This is a genomic window from Pseudoalteromonas sp. S4492 (assembly GCF_005886115.1).
In the GTDB taxonomy this organism is placed as follows: domain Bacteria; phylum Pseudomonadota; class Gammaproteobacteria; order Enterobacterales; family Alteromonadaceae; genus Pseudoalteromonas; species Pseudoalteromonas gelatinilytica.
Window position 1 is genome coordinate 1 of record NZ_PNCP01000008.1, and the last position, 18798, is coordinate 18798.

Genomic DNA, 18798 nt, shown 5'->3' on the forward strand with positions numbered 1-18798 from the left:
GTAAGCTGTAAGCTGTAAGCAAAACTATAAACGCTAGTTGATAACTTACTACATAAAATAAATAATAAAAATAGTTCAACACAGCGAAATGAAATCGGCCTGTAAACGGTCTGAAGTTAGGTATTTTAATGGAAAACTTTTTTCTTGATATAACCACTGCGATGCAAAATCAGCAGTGGTTTTATTTTTTGACCGTCGGCTTAGTAAGCCTGTGTATTGGTAGCTTTTTGAATGTGGTGATTTATCGGTTGCCACTGATGATGAAAAGAGAATGGCAAACTGAGTGCCGTATTGTATTGTCCGATGAGCTCAATTCAAAACAGCAAACAGAACAAGCTCCCTTTAATTTAGTAAAACCTAATTCAACCTGCCCTAAATGCAAAGCACCGATTAAAGCTTGGCAAAATATCCCTGTGCTAAGTTGGCTATTGCTAAAAGGTCGCTGTGCAAATTGTCAAACACCGATTTCTGTGCGCTACCCTATTGTTGAAATGCTTACAGCAGTTTTAAGTTTAATTGTCGCTGCTGTTTTTGGACCAACAACGCTTGCTCTTCTTTATATATTGATTACTTGGGTTTTAGTCGCTTTAACCTTTATCGATATAGATCATATGTTACTGCCCGACCAACTCACCCTGCCACTCGTTTGGCTGTCGCTAATTGCGGCCACTATGGGTATGACCATAGCACCGAGCGATGCGATTATCGGCGCTGCGGTTGGCTACCTGAGTTTATGGAGTGTTTACTGGTTGTTTAAGCTTGCTACGGGTAAAGAAGGCATGGGTTATGGCGACTTTAAACTATTAGCCGTGTTTGGTGCGCTACTTGGCTGGCAAGATATTTTAACTATCGTGCTGCTATCAAGTGTCGTCGGTGCCATCATCGGCATTGCGCAAATCATTATTCAAGGTAAAGACAAAACTACGCCAATCCCGTTTGGGCCTTATCTTGCCATTGCTGGATGGGTAACCTTACTTTGGGGTGAGCAAATTAAAAGTTATTACTTTAACTATTTAGGTTACTAATTATGGCAAACTGGGTTTTAGGGCTAACTGGCGGTATTGGCTCAGGCAAAAGTGCAGTAAGCGCCATGTTTGAAGAGCTTGGTATTCAGGTGGTTGATGCCGATATAGTTGCCAGAGAGGTCGTCGAGCCTGGCTCTGTTGGCCTTACAAAAATTACAGCACATTTTGGTGATGAGATACTCACGAGTAACCGCACGCTTGATCGCGCAAAACTAAGAGCAATTATCTTTGCCGATGAATCACAAAAGCAATGGCTAAATAACTTATTGCATCCACTTATTCGAGAATCAATGCTGAGCCAATTAAAGCAAGCCACCAGCCACTATGTCATCTTAGTTGCTCCCTTACTTTTTGAAAACGGCTTAGAAAAATACTGCAATCATACCTTACTAATTGATGTTCCGGTTGATGTACAAATAACAAGAACAACAGCCCGAGATAACGTATCTGTTGAATTAGCTAAGCAAATTATCGCTTCACAAATGAGCAGATCTGATAAACAACAAAAAGCAGCTGACATTTTGGATAACAACCGCCCTCTTATAGAAGTAAAAGCTGATGTGCAAAAGCTGCACAAAAAGTACCTAATGCACTCTCACTAGGGTATTGATTTTATTTATAGATTCTCATGAATTAGAATCCTCAAAAACCAATACAAAAGTACCAAACCGCATTCTAAACAACTGAGTTTTAGGTGAATTTATTTTGCAATTTTCCTAAAATCAGACAAGACTGATGTAATAGCCTTACTTTTTCTGTTAGATTGTGGCAATAAAGGATCAATCTAGGTGCGCAATGAATATAAACTCACCGCTACTTCGAAAATTTATTACACTCGGTCGCATTGATGCAGAGACCGTAAAATCAAAGCAGCGCGAATATAACTCTACTGCAGAGCTTATTTCTAAAACATGTGGAATGGCTGGACATGAGCTCGCAGAGCAATGTACAGATCTTTTTCGTGTGCCTTATTTTGACATCAAAGACTTTGACGTTGCGAACATTAGCGAAGAACTTGTTAAAGACAAACTCATTCGTGAGCACCACATTCTACCTCTCGTTAAAAAAGGCCGTAAGCTTTACATTGCCGCCTCAGATCCAACCGACTACGGTGCCTTTGAAAACTTTGAATTTAGTACGGGCCTTTCATGTGAAGTGGTCGTTGTTGATTACACGCAACTTGAAAACAAAATCGAGCAATTACTTGATGCCGCAGGTGGCTTACATTTAAGTGAAGATGAGTTTAAAGAACTTGGTGAGCTTGAAACAGAAGCCCCTCGCGATTTAGCCAGCAAAGATGAAGACAAAGACGATGCCCCTATTATTGTCTACATCAATAAAATTTTGATGGATGCGATAAAAAAAGGTGCATCAGATCTACACTTTGAGCCTTATGAACATCGTTACCGTGTACGTTTTCGTATCGATGGTATTTTGCATGAAATGGCAAGTCCACCGAATAGCTTAGCGAGCCGCTTATCAGCGCGTATCAAGGTTATGTCACGACTTGATATAGCAGAAAAGCGAAAACCTCAAGACGGCCGTATTAAGCTTAAAATCACTGAACGTAAAAGCATCGACTTCCGTGTTAGTACCTTGCCTACTCTTTGGGGCGAGAAAATCGTTATGCGTATTCTCGACTCATCAAGTGCTATGCTTGGTATCGATGTACTTGGCTATGAGCCAGAGCAGAAAAAGCTTTACATGGATGCACTTGATCAACCGCAAGGCATGATCTTAGTAACCGGTCCAACGGGCTCTGGTAAAACGGTATCACTTTATACGGGTTTAAATATTCTTAACCAACCAGAGCGTAATATCAGTACTGCCGAGGATCCAGTAGAGATCAACCTTGAAGGGATTAACCAAGTACAAATTAATCCAAAGGCAGATATGACCTTTGCCAATGCATTAAAGGCTTTCTTACGACAAGATCCTGATGTGGTTATGGTGGGTGAGATCCGTGACCTTGAAACCGCTGAAATAGCAATTAAAGCGGCGCAAACGGGTCACTTAGTTTTATCAACCCTGCATACCAACTCAGCGCCAGAAACTCTTACCCGCCTTTTAAACATGGGTGTTCCTGCATACAACGTAGCAAGTTCAATCAGTCTTATTATTGCGCAGCGTCTTGCAAGACGACTTTGTCCAAAGTGTAAAACGCCAGAAAAACTACCTGATGAAGAACTTATTCGCCAAGGCTTTGATAAAGACAAGCTTAGCGAGATACAACTGTTTGCACCAAAAGGTTGTGATAGCTGTACTGAAGGCTATAAAGGTCGAGTGGGTATTTACGAAGTCATGCAGATTACCCCTGAAATAGCACAAATTATCATGCGTGGTGGTAACTCACTCGAAATCGCTGAAGTATCACTTCGTTCAGGTTTTAATAACCTACGTTTATCTGGCCTGAAGAAAGCCGCTGATGGTGTTACTTCACTGGCAGAAATAAACCGAGTAACGAGTTTCTAATACAAATTCGTGACTGGATTATCAGCCAACTGTTCAGTAAGATCTGACAAAAGTGCTTATTTGAGAGTTATTCCATGCCAACAGTTGTGAACTGCCCAACATGCAAAGCCAAAGTTGAATGGTCAGAGCAAAGTCCGCATCGACCATTTTGCTCAAAACGCTGCCAGCTAATAGATTTAGGCGAGTGGTCGTTTGAAAACAATAAAATTTCTAGCCCAATTAGCAATGCTAATGATCTGAGCCAAGATATGATTGAGGATATCGAAGCGATGCTGGCGAAAAACGATGATTCATTCTTCAAAGAATAAAGCGGAACAATAAAAAATGCGGCATTTGCCGCATTTTTTAATAGTAATACCAATTCGCTTTTAACCTTCTGAGCTTTCATCTCCTTGCTCGCCACGTGGACCATGGTGGCCCTTTTTGTGACCTTTTTTACGAAGGTGCTTTTTAATCTCTTGATAACTTTCGCGCTGTTCAGCATTCAAAACCTGCCAAATCGCATGGTCAGATTTCATTTTTAGCATTGCAAACTGCTCGCCTTTTTCTTGACGCTCTTTAATCAGTTCTAATGCTGCAGTTTCATCGAATGATTTCGCTGTTAATAATGCATCCATCTTGTCTTTATGTGCTGCACGAGCGGCTTTCATAGCACCTTTATCGCCACGCAGTGCTTCAAATTGTGTTTTCTGCTCGGCAAAAATCGCTTTAAGTTGCGTTTGCTGATCTTCGGTAAGTTGTAATTTATCAATACCACGCTCAGAAAGTAAAAAACGAGCCTGTGGGTTCATACCACGGTTAAAGTCTCCTTTCGCCATTGCTGAAGTAGCACCTACACTGGCTGCTGCTAAACCACAAACAAGTACGAATTTAGAAAGCTTATTTGAAATAGTCATAATCATTACCTTTTGTTGGGTTGTGCTCTGTTGTCGTTTCCGACTGATGGGTTAACTATAACTAATTCAATGCAAAGGAACGCAAACCAGTGTAAAGGTTGTGTAAAGATTCACTTTTACACAATTTACTGAGTAAAATAACCTTAAAGAAATAAATAGCTAGGTGTCAGAATGAAACTATTAATGATCGACGACGATACAGGATTGTGCGAATTACTCAGCGAGTACTTATCAGCACAAGGTTTTACAGTAGAGTGTGTTCATGATGGCGCTGAAGGCCTAAAACAAGCTATAAAGCATAACTACGAGCTTATATTGCTCGATGTGATGCTACCCTCTATGGATGGCTTTGAGGTGCTAAAGCAGTTAAGACAACATAAGCTTACTCCAGTGATCATGCTAACCGCGAAAGGCGAAGACTTTGATCGTATCTTTGGTTTAGAACTAGGCGCAGATGATTATATTCCTAAGCCATTTAACCACAGAGAACTACTAGCTCGCGTTAAAGCAATTACCCGTCGCATCGAACATATCAATAGCTTATCGAGCCAACAGGCCAGCTCATTGAGTGTCAACAGCATCAATGTTAATTTTGCCACGCGAGAAGCTTCTGTTAAAGACAATGTACTTAGTCTAACCGGCACTGAGTATGAGATCCTTGCCATGCTAGTACAACATGCCGGTGAAGTGATCAGCAAAGAACAAATAAGTGAGCAAGTCCTTGGTAGACGCCTTGCCCCTTTTGACCGTTCAATCGATATGCATGTCAGCAACATCCGTAAAAAGATTGCAGAACACGTTAGTAATGAACGAATCAAAACCATGCGTGGCAGTGGTTATGTATTAATACAAGGCGAATAATATGCAAACTCCAAGCTGGTTGAAGCATCCCCGCCACTATTTATTTTTAAAAATATTTGCTTGGTTTTGGGTCACCGTTATCGCCACTATCACACTATTGGTATTTTTAAGCCAACTAACGAGTAACGTGGGTAATGATGAGCTGCGAGGACCCATGCTTAAGAACCTAGAGTACACTGCTAAAAGTATTGAGCGTATTGTTGCTAAACACGGTGGCTCAACGCAAGATGTACTGTCACACCCACGCTTATCTAAACATAAGTTGCTGTACTTGAATGGTGAGGTGCATGGCGTTGAAATGCTCAGCCAACCTGTATCCAAAGAGATTGATTTAAGCTTGCTTAACTTCACCAAATATATGCGCCCACAAATTATTTTTACCGACGAATACCAAGCTTATGGACCTGTCGTTTTGAATGTGCCAGAGGGTAAGTTTTATCTTTATGAGATTGATGAAAAACGTAAAAAGCCGTTTTTTGTCAGCTTATGGCTAATGCCAATTTGGCTAAAGCTACTTATTGCTTTAATCGCCTCATTAATGCTGAGTTTCTTCTTTAGTCGTAACTTAATAGCTCCCATTAATAGTTTAAAAGAAACTGCAAAAAAACTGGCTCATGGTGACTTAACTGCCCGTGCCGATGTATCTCCTACGCGTCAAGATGAGCTAGGTGTACTTGGCCGTGACTTTAATACAATGGCAGTACAACTTGAGCAGCTTATTAGCGCTCAAAAACGACTTCTAGCAGATATTTCCCATGAACTACGCTCACCATTAACGCGCTTAAAAATGGCAACAGGCCTTGCACAAATGCAAGCTGATGACGCTCAACACGCTTATTTAGAGCGTATTGAAAAAGAGGCTAATCAGCTCGATAAAATGATTGCCGATGTCCTTCAAGTTTCACGCTTAGAAGCCAAAAGCCAAACTTTAGCGTTGAGTACGCAGTCCTTACAAGTGATTGTTGATCATGTACTCAACGATGCTCAATTTGAAGCTAAGCAAAGTAATAAAGAACTTATTATAAATGGTACACTAACAGCCGATTTGAAGTGCGACGAAACCTTAATTGCCAGCGCGCTTGAGAATGTACTACGTAATGCCATTAAATATGCAGAACATTCAATCTCAATTGGCCTAGTTGAATCAGACGCTATTTACATTACCATTTGTGATGACGGTAAAGGCGTTGATGAGGCAAATCTTGCAAGGCTATGTGAACCTTTCTTCCGCCAAGAGCATGCTCGCGATAGAAATACCGGGGGCACGGGCTTAGGTCTTGCGATTGCAAAGAATGCTATCTCTGCACATGATGGTACACTAACACTTGAAAACCAAGAACATGGCGGATTGTGCGTAAACATCCGTCTACCTTTTAAGAGTGAGTAAATGTTTTACAGTAGCGAAGCAAGTCTTGTCAGTAACCTACCTAATATTAATCAGTTTTTTTCTGAGCAATTACAACAAGACTTTCTGAGCACTGCTCATGGCAAGCTTTTTTACGGCTATGCGATCCCTCAGCAAGCAAAAACGGCTATCGTCATCAGTAGTGGCCGAATTGAGTCTCTGATTAAATACAAAGAGTTGCTATGGGAGCTATATCAAAATGGCTTTGCTGTTTTTAGTGTTGATCACCAGGGGCAAGGTCGCTCTTATCGTCATTTAAAAAACGCTCATAAGGGCTATGTAAACCGCTTTACTGATTACGCTGATGACTTTGCTGTATTTATAGAAAAAGTGGTGCAACAGCACTGGCAGGGAAAGCAGATTTTGCTTGGTCACTCAATGGGCAGTGCCATTGCCTATGATTACCTGTCGCGTTATCAACATCAATTTGCAGGGGCTTTTTTATCAGCGCCGATGTTTGATATCTATACCAAAGGGACACCTAAACCTGTAGCAAAACTGGCTGCTAAAATTGCATCCTTACTTGGTCTCGGCCGCAGCTACGCATTTGGCCAACGCGATTATTTACCAGTCGACTTTGCAGCCAATGAGCTAACCAGTAGTGAAATTCGTTATAAATTGTTTAGAGAGCTGTATGCAGCAGAACACGATTTACAGCTAGGTGGCGTAACCTATGGTTGGCTTAATGCATCATTTGATTTTATTGCTTCTTTAGTCGATAAAAAAGTCGATATTCCTTTATTTATCGCCAGCGCCGAGCAAGATACTGTAGTCGATAACGCTGCACAATTTGCACTTAGCCATAGGCAAAAAGCACAACTGAAAACCTATGCGGGCGCTCGCCACGAGTTATTGTGTGAACGCGACGAAATTAGACAAGCAGTACTCAGCGATTTTTATCAATTTTGTGCAGAACTTTGACGTGTTTTCTTAACCACAGAAAGTGGGTCTAGGTGCATCAGAACATCCATTTCACAATCAAAATGCGTTTGAATTAATGCTTCTACTTCATCTGCAACTTGATGGGCTCTTATCAAAGATAGAGAATCTTCTAACTCTAAATGCATCTGAATAAACTTAATTTTACCACCCTGGCGAGTACGAATATCATGGGCACCAAATACGTCTTGATGACTATTCACAATGGCCAGTATTTGTTGTTTCTCTTCATCAGGAAGCTCTTTATCCATTAAGTGATCAGCACTTTCGCGGGCAATATCCCAGCTGTTATAAAGTAAATAAACAGCCACACCTATAGCAAACAATGGATCGGCATAAGCGACACCGTACTTCGCTAACACAATTGCCAGTAGTACGGCCAAATTTAAGATTAGATCGCCTTTATAGTGAATCGAGTCAGCTTTAATGGCGATTGATTCGGTGTGGTTGATCACCTTAGTTTGTACAAAGACCACCACGAGCGTACAAACAATAGCAAAGATACTAACCCAAATACCAAGATCAGAATGCTTTAAGGTTACCGGATTAAATAAGCGCTCAATCCCATGAAACGCTAAGAAACAACCTGAGCCTGCTATAAAAGCGGCCTGTGCAAGCCCAGCTAACGCTTCAGCTTTTCCGTGACCAAAGCGATGGTCGTCATCAGCAGGACGCAGTGCATAGCCAAGCACTAAAAAACTCATCAGCGATGCGGTGATATCCATTAACGAATCAGTCAATGAACCCAGCATTGACGCCGAGCCAGATGCAAGCCATGCCCAGCTTTTTGCCGCAATCATTAAACTCACCATAACAATGGTGACTAGGCTGGCTGTTTTAACCCAAAACTCATAACTACGATGCTGCACAACAACTTACCTTCAGTGAGTAACTGTGTTGAGTATATCATCTTTTAATTCTAGTTCGTGTATACTCAGCAGCAGATAAAATCCTTTTAAATGAGATTCACATGCTTGATATTGTGTTGTACCAACCAGAAATTCCACCAAACACGGGTAATATCATTCGCTTATGCGCAAACACAGGTTATGCGTTACACCTAATTGAACCACTTGGTTTTGAGTGGGATGATAAACGCGTAAAACGTGCAGGTCTTGATTATCATGAGTTTAGCCATGTACAGCGCCATGCCTCGTTTGAAGCATATCTTGAAAAATGCCAACCGAAAAAAGTCTATGCTTGCACCACCAAGGGCAGTCAATTTCATCATCAAGCACAATACCAACCCGGCGATTGTTTAGTGTTTGGCCCTGAAACACGTGGCTTACCTGATGAACTCATTCAATCGTTGCCGAAAGAACAACGTGTACGCATTCCAATGCAAAAAGACAGCCGTAGTATGAACTTATCTAACTCAGTTGCTGTATTTGTTTATGAATCTTGGCGTCAGCTGGGGTTTGTGAACGGCCAATAACTCATTGAAAAAGCGCTTGTAATAAATATTTACTAATTGTTTAGCACGACCATTTTTTATGGACTAACCTAAATAGGTGAGTTTGTTCCTAAAGATGGATTTTAATGCGCTTTTTCGCCCGAGTATGCAGTATCATTTTGCTGATGCAGTACTTTTCTAGTGCTGCTTCTGCTGCTGTGCAGAATTCCTCTACCTCGCAAGCCCCCAATACAACGCCCCTGTTACTGCTGCTCCTTTTAGCAATTGTCATCCTCATTGGTGCGGTTATCTATTATCAAAGAAACCAAAAGATGACGCTGATGGATGCCCTACTTTCTCAATCTAAAGATGGTATTTGGGTCACCGATGAACAGTTTCGGATTATCGAAATCAATAACGCATTTAGTGAAATATCGGGGTATAAAAAAGCCGACGTACTTGGCAAAAAATTCAAAGCATTAACGCAAGCTGGTCGCGATAAACAACTTGAAGAAATCATTCAACAAGAGCTAAGTAACGACGGTTATTGGTCTGGCGAAATTTGGAATTTACGCAAAGATGGGCAACCTTACGCCATTGATTTATGTATAACAAAAGTAACCACACCACGCTTTGCAAAAAGCTCTGTACGTTACGTTGGCATGTTTTCTGATGTCACTGCACGTAAGAATAATGAGCGAACTATGCTCAAGCTCACCACCAAAGACAGTGTCACGGGATTATCAAACCGCGCTATTTTTATAGAGTCACTTGAAAAAGCAATTAAAGCCTGTAACGACACTTACCCAAGCCTGTTGATCATCTTTATCGACATAGACAATTTCAAAAAGATTAACGACTCCCTGGGTCACACAGTTGGTGATGTACTACTAAAAGAAGTGGCCTGTCGTTTAACTGACTCACTAAATTCAGGCTTTACCATTGCAAGACTCGGTGCAGATGAATTTGCAGTACTCGTGCCGCCCTATCTTTATTCTGGCAAAACGGTGTTCTTCGCCAAAAAGACCGCTGACATCGTGCTTCAGCAGTTTAAAACCCCTTTTATGTTAGATGGTTTTGAGACCTCGCTATCAGCTTGCTGTGGCCTTGCTATCTACCCAGACAACGCCTACAACTGCGAAAACTTAATGCGCAGTGCAAATAGCGCTTTGAATCATGCGAAGAAAATGGGTCGTAATACATATCAATTTTTTGATAAAGACCGTCATACCCTCGACCCAACCGAGTTAACCAAAGAAAGCGCTTTATTCAGAGCTATTACCAACAATGAGTTTGAGCTTTATTTTCAGCCTAAGTTTGATGCCCAGCATAATCAGCTATACGGCTTTGAAGCCTTAGTTCGCTGGCCTCAAGAAGATGGCAGTGTGATTAACCCCGATGAGTTCATTCCGCTAGCCGAACAAAATGGTGCCATTATTCCGCTTACCCAGTTACTAATGGAGCAGCTGCTTAATCAATTGGCACAGTGGCGCAAACAAAGTATTTCGTTTGGTAATGTCGCAATTAATATTTCAGCCTTACACTTTCAGCAAAGTAGTCTTATTGAAACACTCATCGACAACTTAGCAAAATTTGACGTGCCGGCACATTGCTTGGAGCTTGAGATCACAGAAAGCGCCATGATGGATAACCCTGAATTTGCAGAGCAGCAAATGAAGCGCATTAAATCAATTGGTGTGCACATCGCGCTGGATGACTTTGGTACGGGTCATTCATCACTCAGTTACTTAAAGCGTTTTCCAATCGATACGCTAAAAATTGACAAATCCTTCGTAAAAGATATAGATAAGAATGAGCAAGATCGCAACATCACCGCCACCATAGTGCGGCTAGCTAAATATTTGGATATTAATGTGGTAGCTGAAGGAGTAGAAACTGAAGAGCAAGCCTACATGCTGCATATTATGGGCTGTCATTTTCAACAAGGTTATTATTACTGTAAACCACTAAAAGCTGAGCAAGTCAGCGAATTTATTAATGATACGCTAGAAAAGCAGCAGTCTAGCTAGTGGCTTTAAATAAAAAACGCGATTAATAAATCGCGTTTTTTATTTAACAGTGCACAATCTAAATTATTCAGATTTTTGCTCACGGCCAAGTAGTGCCATCGCAGCTTCTTTTACATCTTTATTTTCATAAAGCACTTTGTAAATTTGCTCCGTTATTGGCATTTCAATACCAGTACGTTCAGCAAGTAAATACACTTCTTTAGTATTTCTATAACCTTCGACAACCTGACCAATAGATTCAATCGCGGCTTCTACGCCTTCACCTTTGCCAAGAGCAAGGCCAAAACGACGGTTACGAGATTGGTTATCTGTACAGGTTAAGATCAAGTCACCGAGGCCAGCCATACCCATGAAGGTATCTGAACGAGCACCCAATGCACAACCTAAACGACACAGCTCAGCTAAACCGCGTGTAATCAACGCTGTACGAGCGTTAGCACCAAAGCCAAAGCCGTCAGACATGCCTGCGCCAATCGCAATAACATTTTTAACTGCACCACCAAGCTGTATACCAATGAAATCATCATTGTTATACACCCTAAATGAACGACCACAGTGTAAAAGATCAGCCAGCTGCTTAGCGAAATCTTTAGAAGTCGACGATACCGAAATTGCGGTTGGTAAACCCATTGCCATTTCTTTGGCAAAAGTAGGCCCAGAAAGCACTGCCAGTGGAATATCATCCCCTAACTCTTGTACTGCTACTTCTTGCAGTAAACGACCAGTATTAGGTTCTAAACCCTTTGTCGCCCACGCAACTTCGGCGCCTTCTAACAACCAAGGTTTAATTTTTTCAAGTGTGCCAGCAAAGGCATGACTTGGCACAACAACAAGAATGATCTTACTTGCTTTAACTGCCGTTTCTAAATCAGCTTCTAGTTGAAGCGTGTCAGGAAAGCTGACATCAGGAACATAACGTTGATTCTTTCGCTCAGCTGCAAGCGTGGCAACGTCATCGCTATTGCGGCCCCACAAAGTAACTGGGTGGCCATTTCTGGCAAAGCAAATAGCAAGGGCGGTGCCATAAGACCCCGCCCCTAATACTGTAACAGCTGATTGTGCTGTACTCATAGCTTATGCGTCTGCAGTTGCCTGTTGGTCTTGAGCAGCACGTTGTTGCATGTATTGAGCAAATAGTGCGTCAAAGTTAACTGGTGCTAAGTTTAATTGTGGGAAAGTACCACGGTTAACTAGGTTTGATACAGCTTCACGAGCGTAAGGGAAAAGTACGTTCGGGCAGAAAGCACCTAACATGTGCGCAAGTTGAATTTCTTCTACTTCACCGATAGTGAAGATACCTGCTTGTTGGATTTCACAAAGGAATGCAGTTTCTTCACCGATTGAAGCCGTTACGGTTAACGCAAGAACAACTTCAAACACACCTTCTTCTAATTTGTTAGAACGAGTATCTAAGTCAAGTTTAACTTCTGGTGTCCATTCTTTTTGGAAAATAGCAGGTGAATTAGGCGTCTCAAAAGAAACATCTTTAGTATAAATGCGTTGGATTGAGAATTGAGCGCCTGCTTGTTGTTCTGCTGCTGCGTTTTGGATTTCTTCGTTCATTGTAATTCCTAACTTGTATTCGTTTTTATAATTTAATTTATTAAGCGTTAAGCTTTGCGTCTAAAAGGCCTTGCGCTTCAATTGCCATCATGTCGTCACAACCGCCGATATGTTCATCATTAATGAAAATTTGCGGAACCGTGTAACCACCATTTGCTTTGTCGATCATTTCATCACGACGCTCAGGGTGAACACCAATATCGATATTCGTGTAGTCTACACCTTTGCTGTCTAATAAAGCCAAAGCGCGTTGGCAGTATGGACAATATGCTTTTGTGTAAAGAACAACATTACTCATAATAATTCCTCTATCGGGCTGTTAGCAGTGTTGATTAACGACCGGTTGTTGTAGGTAAGCTAGCTGATTGCCAAGCACCCATGCCGCCCGCTAATACATAAACACGCTCAAAACCTGCTTTATGCATTGCAGTTGCGATACCTGAGGCAGTCATGCCCGTGGTACATACTAGTATAATGGGTTTACTCTTAAACTTTTCAAGGCTTGAAAAATCAGATTGTTTTGCTTTTTCTGGATTTAAGTGAGTTGCACCAGCAATACGGCCAGAGTTAAACTCTTTTTGTGCACGCATATCAACCACTTGACCATCTTCACGATTAATTAGCAAGGTAAGTTGCTGTGGGTTGATTTGACGAATAGCCGAAAATTTACTTTTAAACCAACTGCTGATCAGCATTGCAACTAATGCTAGCCAGATAATACTCAGAACCGGATGATTTGAGATAAATTCAATATATTGATCCATGCGTTTTCCACTAAGAAATTAGGTACCACAGCGCATAGCCATGGGTTAATTAAAATTTGCCACGCAAGTATACGTGCTTGAATTGAAAATGCTAGGGCGTGAAATATTTTAATATGACATATTGATAGCTGATCAAAACCATAAAACACGGTATGCTAGTGATATATAAGTGCCAATCTTCAGGAGCTATAATGACAGAGCATAAAAAACCATTGGTATTAATGATCTTAGACGGTTGGGGATACCGTGAAGACACAGAAAGTAACGCCATACTTGCTGCTAATACCCCAGTACTCGACAACCTTTGGGCAACGCGTCCACATACATTAATTTCAGGTTCGGGACTTGATGTTGGTTTACCTGCAGGACAAATGGGTAACTCTGAAGTAGGCCACGTAAATTTAGGTGCTGGCCGTATCGTTTATCAAGATTTCACGCGTATCACTAAAGCCATTGATGATGGTGAGTTCGATAGCAACCCAGCACTTGTTGATAATATCGACAAAGCAGTAAATGCAGGCAAAGCCGTGCATATCATGGGCCTTTTAAGCCCAGGTGGCGTTCATAGTCACGAAGACCACATTGTTGCGACGATCGAACTAGCTGCTAAGCGCGGTGCAAAAGAAGTTTACTTCCATGGTTTCTTAGACGGTCGAGACACGCCACCACGCAGTGCAAAAGCCTCAATTGAGCGTATCGAAGCTGTATTTGCTGAACTTGGCTGTGGCCGTTTAGCAACGCTTGTTGGTCGTTATTATGCAATGGACCGCGATAATCGTTGGAATCGTGTCGAGCTTGCTTATGACGTTATGGTAAGTGGCATTGCTGAATATAGCTACACAGATGGTGTAACCGCACTAGAAGCTGCTTATGCACGTGACGAGAATGATGAATTTGTTGCTGCAACAACAGTAATACCAGAAGGCCAAACAGCAGCCGAGATCAATGACGGCGACACTGTTATCTTTGCTAACTTTAGAGCAGACCGAGCACGTGAAATGACTCGTGCCTTTGTTGATGCTGACTTCAGTGGTTTTGATAAGAAAAAATCACCACAGTTAAGCGCATTTGTAATGATGACTGAGTATGCAGCAGACATCAAAGCACCGATTGCGTTTGCACCAGAACCTCTAACAAATGTATTAGGCGAATGGTTAGAGAAACAAGGTAAAACACAGCTACGTATTTCTGAAACAGAAAAATACGCACACGTGACCTTTTTCTTTAGTGGTGGCCGTGAAGATGAATTTGTTGGTGAAACACGCGAACTTATCCCTTCACCTCAAGTTGCAACATATGATCTGCAACCAGAAATGAACTCAGAAATGCTAACCGATAAACTTGTTGAAGCAATCGCTAGCGGTAAATACGATGCCATCATCTGTAACTACCCTAACGGAGACATGGTAGGTCACTCAGGTGTATTCGAAGCTGCAGTGAAAGCATGTGAGGCAGTTGACCACTGTATTGGTCGAGTGATTGCTGCACTTGAGGAACATGGCGGTGAAGCGCTGATCACAGCCGATCATGGTAATGCCGAACAAATGGCTAACCCGGCTACAGGGCAAGCACATACAGCACACACAAGTGAGCCAGTGCCATTTATTTATGTTGGCCGCGATGCGACACCGCATGATGGTAAAACGTTAAGTGATGTAGCACCAACCATGCTTCACCTACTCGGCTTAGAGCAGCCAAGTGAAATGACTGGCAAACCAATCATGACGCTGAAATAAGCTATGATCAAACGTATTAACCACTTCATTAAAACTGGTTTAATACTGACTTCATTAGCAGCAACATCAGTTGTTGCTAATGAAGATCAAACCAAAAAAGACTTATCTGATATTCAATCAGCTTTACAAAAAACAGAGGCTGAACTTAAAGGTCAACGCAAGTCTATTGCCCAGATGCGCAAAGATCTTCGCGCTCATGAACTCGACATCGCTAAAAATGCCAAAGCATTAAATTTGGCAGCACAGTCAGTTAAAGAAAACGAACAACAACAACGCGAACAACAAGCTAAAGCTGAACAACTTAAAGAGCAGCAAGCACAGCGACAGACCTTATTAGCTGCACAACTAAAAAGTGCCTACATGGCGGGTAGCCACGACTACTCAAAGATGCTGCTTAGCCAGCAAGACACGGCCAAAATTGAGCGCACACTAAGTTATTACAATTACCTCAATAAAGCGCGAATCGAACAAATCGAAGAGCTCAAAGCACTACAGCAAGAAATTGCGGATAATCAAGCTGAACTTGAGAAAACCAAACAACGCCTACTAGCCCTATACGACGAACAAAATAGACGTCAGCAAGCTTTAGTCAATGCACAACAAGAACGCAAAACTAACCTTAATAAACTCCAGTCAGCGTTAAAAGAAACAAAGAGCTCAATTGATTACTTAAAAGAAAATGAGCAAACCCTAATTACCGCCATCGAAGAGCTTGAACAAGAGCGAAACGAAAAAGTTGAGTTACTCGGCTTACAAAGTAGTAAAGGTAAACTCGACTGGCCAACCAAAGGTGATTTGCGCCATCGTTTTGGGCAACGTAAACACGGCAACCTAGATTGGAAAGGCGTGCTGATCAGTGCAAAAGAAGGCAGTAATGTTAAAAGTGTTCAGAACGGCCAAGTCGTTTACGCTGACTGGCTAAATGGCTTTGGTTGGGTTATCGCTATTGATCATGGCGATGGCTTCATGAGCTTGTACGGCCATGCTCAAACGTTGCTTCGCGATGTTGGCGACCTTGTTAGAGAAGGCGAAACGATAGCTTTAGTCGGTCAAAGCGGCGGACAACCCGATCCTGGTCTATACTTTGAAATACGCCACAAAGGACGCGCAGTAAATCCTGTAAAATGGTGCAGACGCATTTAATTGATTAAATAGCTGCACCCAATGAGGAGCAGCTGATGCTAAACACAACTTACTCTTACAAAGCGCATTTATCCCCAGCTAAGTATGTCACTCAGCTGTCTTTTATATTACTTGTCGGCTTGCTATGGCTGATGCTGCAATCGTTTCAAGCTATTGCAAAACCCTCTTTAAAGTCACTACAGCATCAGCAATTAAACGAAATCCTGTTTAATATTCACACCTACTATGTTGATGATCTTAAGCTGCAAAACTCATTTGTAACTCAGCCAGATAACTTACAAGTTGAAGCGTTATTTTCACGCCTTGACCCATACTCAAAGTATCTGGATGAAACGGAGCTTGATGCTATTTTCAGTAGCACAAATGGTAGATACACCGGGCTCGGTATAGAGGTAAAAGTCGAAGAGGGTCGTGTATATATTGTGAATACTATAAATAATTCACCGGCAGCGCTTGCGGGCCTTCAAGTGAATGATGAAGTCATAGCGATCAATCAACAGCCTATTTTGGACAAAAGCATCGAAGAAGTGGCCAAGTTAATTCGTCAAAGCGGTCAAAGCGCTGTTGATGTTGCTGTTAAAAGAGAGAAAGAAACCGAGTTAAACTTCTCTATTAAGCGTCAGCAAATTAACCTAGAAAGCGTGCGTGGCCATTTAGCAGATACAGGCGTTGCGCTTATCAGTATCAACGCATTTAACAATCACACATTGCATGATGTTGCTCGCGAAATTGCGAAAATGCAAATCACCAATAGCTTCCCACTTTCAGGTTTAATTATTGATTTACGCGATAACCCCGGCGGTACATTGCAAGGGGCCGTTGAAGTCGCAGATCTGTTTTTAGATAACGGCACCATAGTATCAACCAAAGGTCGCTTCAATGAAGCCAATCAGAAATACCAAGCTCACAAGGGCGACATACTCAGTGGCGCGCCTATTGCTGTTCTGATTAACGAAAACTCAGCCTCTGCGGCTGAAATACTTGCAGCAGCACTGAGAGATAATCAACGGGCGGTGTTAATTGGCGAAACTTCATTTGGTAAAGGCTCAGTGCAATCGTTGATACCATTAGGTAACGGTAATACCGCATTAAAACTGACTACCGCACGTTATTACACACCTTCGGGTCAATCTATCGATGGGAAAGGGATCACCCCAGATGTGAGTATTAATCAAACAATGCTTTCAGAAATTGACCAAGGCGTTATAATAAAAAACATCCAAGAATTGGCGCTTTTTAGCTCACTTCTAGATAGACAAGACAAAAAGCAACTTACAGCAAAGCAACTCGTTATTATGCAGTAAGTAAATGCTCACAACGGATATAATAATTACAAAAAGTGAATCTAAAAACAGGCTTATTACTCGCCGTATGTTGCCTACCGCTATTTTGCCAAGCAAAGCAAATAGCTATAGTAATCGATGATATAGGCAATCATCAGCGCGATCTTGAAATATTAAACTTACCAGGGCAAGTGACTTTCTCTATCTTGCCCCATACTCCCTATTCGCAAATATTTGCTGAACGAGCTAGTAAAACTCATAAAGAATTACTTTTACATGTACCAATGCAAGCGCTTGATAAAACTAAGGCGCTTGGTCCTGGTGCACTCACGGACACCATGACTAAGTCAGAGTTACAAACAACCCTTGGCCACGCGTTAGCCTCTTTACCACAAGTAAAAGGGGTCAATAACCACATGGGATCTGAGCTAACACAGCTTACAGAGCCAATGAAATGGACGATGGAAGTTTTAAAGAAACGTGGTTTGTACTTCCTAGACAGCCGTACAACGAGCCAAAGTGAAGCACAAACCGTTGCTAACCTATATGGTGTTGCAAACGTATCTCGCCATGTATTTCTTGATAACAATGTCGCCCAAAGCCAGCTACAACATCAACTTGAAGAACTAAAATCCAAAGCTGAACACTTCAACTACGCAATCGCAATCGCCCACCCCTACCCAGAAACCGTTGCATTTCTTCAGCAAGCACTCCCTCAACTACAACAACAAGGCTACGAACTTGTTCCCCTCTCACAACTAGTCGAAACAAAATACATTCAGCTTGCCAAAGCAGAGCAAAGACAAGGGGAATGAGTGTTATAAACGGGAGTGGTGAGTTAGCGAGTTAGCAAGGGGAAAGTTGCAAGAGTAAAGTTTGGAAATATTGCGTAGGTTGGGTAGAGCGAAGCGAAACCCAACATAAACACAGAGCTATCAGCGATCAGCCGCGCGGTGGGGTTATTTTGTACTGCGTCTCCCTCTGCTCTAGGTTTTAGGCTCTAGGCTCTAGGCTCTAGGCTCTAGGCTCTAGGTAAAGTGTACTTGTAGGAATAGCTTTAGCCATGAATGTGTTTGTTATGGTCTAGATTCGGCACTGAAGTACCTCCTACGGGGTTTGTTGCTGAGGGTGACTCAGTTACCTAACAACCCGGTAGATCAACTGACATCTAATATCTGACGTCTGAGATACGCATCTCGTAGGAATGGCTTTAGCTATGAATGTAGTTGTTAAGGTCTGAATTCGGCACTGAAGTGCCTCCTACGGGGTTTGTTGCTGAGGGAGACTC

19 protein-coding genes are annotated in these 18798 nt (G+C 42.0%); 13 read left to right on the plus strand and 6 right to left on the minus strand.

What is annotated here, in order from left to right; translation table 11 throughout:
- The first annotated feature begins 128 nt into the window (after positions 1-128).
- The 4 genes from CWC28_RS03365 to yacG all read left to right on the plus strand — a co-directional run bounded on the left by CWC28_RS03365 (position 129) and on the right by yacG (position 3805).
- On the plus strand, positions 129-1025 hold the full coding sequence (locus CWC28_RS03365; RefSeq protein WP_138624734.1) for a prepilin peptidase: 897 nt from the start codon (positions 129-131) through the stop codon (positions 1023-1025).
- 2 nt (positions 1026-1027) lie between these two features.
- Entirely contained in the window at positions 1028-1627 is a 600-nt protein-coding gene (coaE, locus tag CWC28_RS03370) for a dephospho-CoA kinase (protein WP_138624735.1), read from the plus strand.
- A 193-nt stretch (positions 1628-1820) separates the two neighbouring features.
- Complete coding sequence (pilB, locus tag CWC28_RS03375) at positions 1821-3497, plus strand: type IV-A pilus assembly ATPase PilB (RefSeq protein WP_063702922.1); 1677 nt, start codon at positions 1821-1823, stop codon at positions 3495-3497.
- Between the two features lie 74 nt (positions 3498-3571).
- A complete protein-coding gene (yacG, locus tag CWC28_RS03380; protein ID WP_054562797.1) occupies positions 3572-3805 on the plus strand; it encodes a DNA gyrase inhibitor YacG in 234 nt (77 codons plus the stop codon).
- Positions 3806-3865: 60 nt separating this feature from the next.
- On the opposite strand, the gene CWC28_RS03385 is transcribed toward yacG, so the two are convergent.
- Entirely contained in the window at positions 3866-4393 is a 528-nt protein-coding gene (locus CWC28_RS03385) for a Spy/CpxP family protein refolding chaperone (RefSeq protein WP_138624736.1), read from the minus strand.
- 171 nt (positions 4394-4564) lie between these two features.
- On the opposite strand from CWC28_RS03385, the gene CWC28_RS03390 reads away from it, so the two are divergent.
- Genes CWC28_RS03390 through CWC28_RS03400 form a run of 3 tightly spaced genes read left to right on the plus strand, consistent with a single transcriptional unit; the run spans position 4565 to position 7580 of the window.
- Positions 4565-5254 carry a response regulator gene (locus CWC28_RS03390; RefSeq protein ID WP_054550979.1) on the plus strand — a complete coding sequence of 230 codons (690 nt, stop codon included), beginning with the start codon at positions 4565-4567 and terminating at the stop codon, positions 5252-5254.
- A 1-nt stretch (position 5255) separates the two neighbouring features.
- Positions 5256-6641 (plus strand): ATP-binding protein, encoded by a 1386-nt coding sequence (locus CWC28_RS03395; RefSeq protein ID WP_138624737.1) that lies wholly within the window; start codon positions 5256-5258, stop codon positions 6639-6641.
- On the plus strand, positions 6642-7580 hold the full coding sequence (locus CWC28_RS03400; protein ID WP_138624738.1) for an alpha/beta fold hydrolase: 939 nt from the start codon (positions 6642-6644) through the stop codon (positions 7578-7580).
- Here the strand turns inward: CWC28_RS03400 and CWC28_RS03405 are convergent.
- A complete protein-coding gene (locus CWC28_RS03405; RefSeq protein ID WP_105174908.1) occupies positions 7559-8467 on the minus strand; it encodes a cation diffusion facilitator family transporter in 909 nt (302 codons plus the stop codon). The two genes, CWC28_RS03400 and CWC28_RS03405, sit on opposite strands and share 22 nt — an antisense overlap.
- A gap of 101 nt (positions 8468-8568) precedes the next feature.
- Here CWC28_RS03405 and trmL point away from each other — a divergent pair, with 101 nt between their 5' ends.
- Together trmL and CWC28_RS03415 are read left to right on the plus strand one after the other, a co-directional pair.
- Positions 8569-9033 (plus strand): tRNA (uridine(34)/cytosine(34)/5-carboxymethylaminomethyluridine(34)-2'-O)-methyltransferase TrmL, encoded by a 465-nt coding sequence (gene trmL / locus CWC28_RS03410; protein WP_054550977.1) that lies wholly within the window; start codon positions 8569-8571, stop codon positions 9031-9033.
- Positions 9034-9137: 104 nt separating this feature from the next.
- Positions 9138-11021 carry a sensor domain-containing protein gene (locus tag CWC28_RS03415; RefSeq protein WP_138624739.1) on the plus strand — a complete coding sequence of 628 codons (1884 nt, stop codon included), beginning with the start codon at positions 9138-9140 and terminating at the stop codon, positions 11019-11021.
- 63 nt (positions 11022-11084) lie between these two features.
- Here CWC28_RS03415 and gpsA read toward each other — a convergent pair whose 3' ends face one another.
- From gpsA to CWC28_RS03435, 4 genes are read right to left on the minus strand one after another with little or no spacing between them, the layout of a single operon-like run.
- Complete coding sequence (gene gpsA / locus CWC28_RS03420) at positions 11085-12092, minus strand: NAD(P)H-dependent glycerol-3-phosphate dehydrogenase (protein WP_063702911.1); 1008 nt, start codon at positions 12090-12092, stop codon at positions 11085-11087.
- A gap of 3 nt (positions 12093-12095) precedes the next feature.
- Positions 12096-12584, minus strand: coding sequence for a protein-export chaperone SecB (gene secB / locus CWC28_RS03425; protein WP_063702908.1), 489 nt, complete (start codon positions 12582-12584; stop codon positions 12096-12098).
- A gap of 40 nt (positions 12585-12624) precedes the next feature.
- Complete coding sequence (gene grxC / locus CWC28_RS03430; RefSeq protein ID WP_063702906.1) at positions 12625-12882, minus strand: glutaredoxin 3; 258 nt, start codon at positions 12880-12882, stop codon at positions 12625-12627.
- Positions 12883-12916: 34 nt separating this feature from the next.
- A complete protein-coding gene (locus tag CWC28_RS03435; RefSeq protein WP_063702904.1) occupies positions 12917-13348 on the minus strand; it encodes a rhodanese-like domain-containing protein in 432 nt (143 codons plus the stop codon).
- A 191-nt stretch (positions 13349-13539) separates the two neighbouring features.
- On the opposite strand from CWC28_RS03435, the gene gpmM reads away from it, so the two are divergent.
- From gpmM to CWC28_RS03455, 4 genes are read left to right on the plus strand one after another with little or no spacing between them, the layout of a single operon-like run.
- On the plus strand, positions 13540-15084 hold the full coding sequence (gpmM, locus tag CWC28_RS03440; protein ID WP_063702902.1) for a 2,3-bisphosphoglycerate-independent phosphoglycerate mutase: 1545 nt from the start codon (positions 13540-13542) through the stop codon (positions 15082-15084).
- Positions 15085-15087: 3 nt separating this feature from the next.
- Complete coding sequence (locus CWC28_RS03445; protein ID WP_063702900.1) at positions 15088-16227, plus strand: murein hydrolase activator EnvC family protein; 1140 nt, start codon at positions 15088-15090, stop codon at positions 16225-16227.
- A 35-nt stretch (positions 16228-16262) separates the two neighbouring features.
- On the plus strand, positions 16263-17531 hold the full coding sequence (locus CWC28_RS03450; RefSeq protein ID WP_082874025.1) for a S41 family peptidase: 1269 nt from the start codon (positions 16263-16265) through the stop codon (positions 17529-17531).
- A 35-nt stretch (positions 17532-17566) separates the two neighbouring features.
- Complete coding sequence (locus CWC28_RS03455; protein WP_138624740.1) at positions 17567-18325, plus strand: divergent polysaccharide deacetylase family protein; 759 nt, start codon at positions 17567-17569, stop codon at positions 18323-18325.
- Positions 18326-18798 lie beyond the last annotated feature (473 nt).

Coding starts and splice junctions, on each gene's coding strand:
- CWC28_RS03365 (WP_138624734.1), top strand. CDS start 129: ATGGAAAACTTTTTTCTTGATATAACCACTGCGATGCAAAATCAGCAG.
- coaE (WP_138624735.1), top strand. CDS start 1,028: ATGGCAAACTGGGTTTTAGGGCTAACTGGCGGTATTGGCTCAGGCAAA.
- pilB (WP_063702922.1), top strand. CDS start 1,821: ATGAATATAAACTCACCGCTACTTCGAAAATTTATTACACTCGGTCGC.
- yacG (WP_054562797.1), top strand. CDS start 3,572: ATGCCAACAGTTGTGAACTGCCCAACATGCAAAGCCAAAGTTGAATGG.
- CWC28_RS03385 (WP_138624736.1), bottom strand. CDS start 4,393: ATGACTATTTCAAATAAGCTTTCTAAATTCGTACTTGTTTGTGGTTTA.
- CWC28_RS03390 (WP_054550979.1), top strand. CDS start 4,565: ATGAAACTATTAATGATCGACGACGATACAGGATTGTGCGAATTACTC.
- CWC28_RS03395 (WP_138624737.1), top strand. CDS start 5,256: ATGCAAACTCCAAGCTGGTTGAAGCATCCCCGCCACTATTTATTTTTA.
- CWC28_RS03400 (WP_138624738.1), top strand. CDS start 6,642: ATGTTTTACAGTAGCGAAGCAAGTCTTGTCAGTAACCTACCTAATATT.
- trmL (WP_054550977.1), top strand. CDS start 8,569: ATGCTTGATATTGTGTTGTACCAACCAGAAATTCCACCAAACACGGGT.
- CWC28_RS03415 (WP_138624739.1), top strand. CDS start 9,138: ATGCGCTTTTTCGCCCGAGTATGCAGTATCATTTTGCTGATGCAGTAC.
- gpsA (WP_063702911.1), bottom strand. CDS start 12,092: ATGAGTACAGCACAATCAGCTGTTACAGTATTAGGGGCGGGGTCTTAT.
- secB (WP_063702908.1), bottom strand. CDS start 12,584: ATGAACGAAGAAATCCAAAACGCAGCAGCAGAACAACAAGCAGGCGCT.
- grxC (WP_063702906.1), bottom strand. CDS start 12,882: ATGAGTAATGTTGTTCTTTACACAAAAGCATATTGTCCATACTGCCAA.
- CWC28_RS03435 (WP_063702904.1), bottom strand. CDS start 13,348: ATGGATCAATATATTGAATTTATCTCAAATCATCCGGTTCTGAGTATT.
- gpmM (WP_063702902.1), top strand. CDS start 13,540: ATGACAGAGCATAAAAAACCATTGGTATTAATGATCTTAGACGGTTGG.
- CWC28_RS03445 (WP_063702900.1), top strand. CDS start 15,088: ATGATCAAACGTATTAACCACTTCATTAAAACTGGTTTAATACTGACT.
- CWC28_RS03450 (WP_082874025.1), top strand. CDS start 16,263: ATGCTAAACACAACTTACTCTTACAAAGCGCATTTATCCCCAGCTAAG.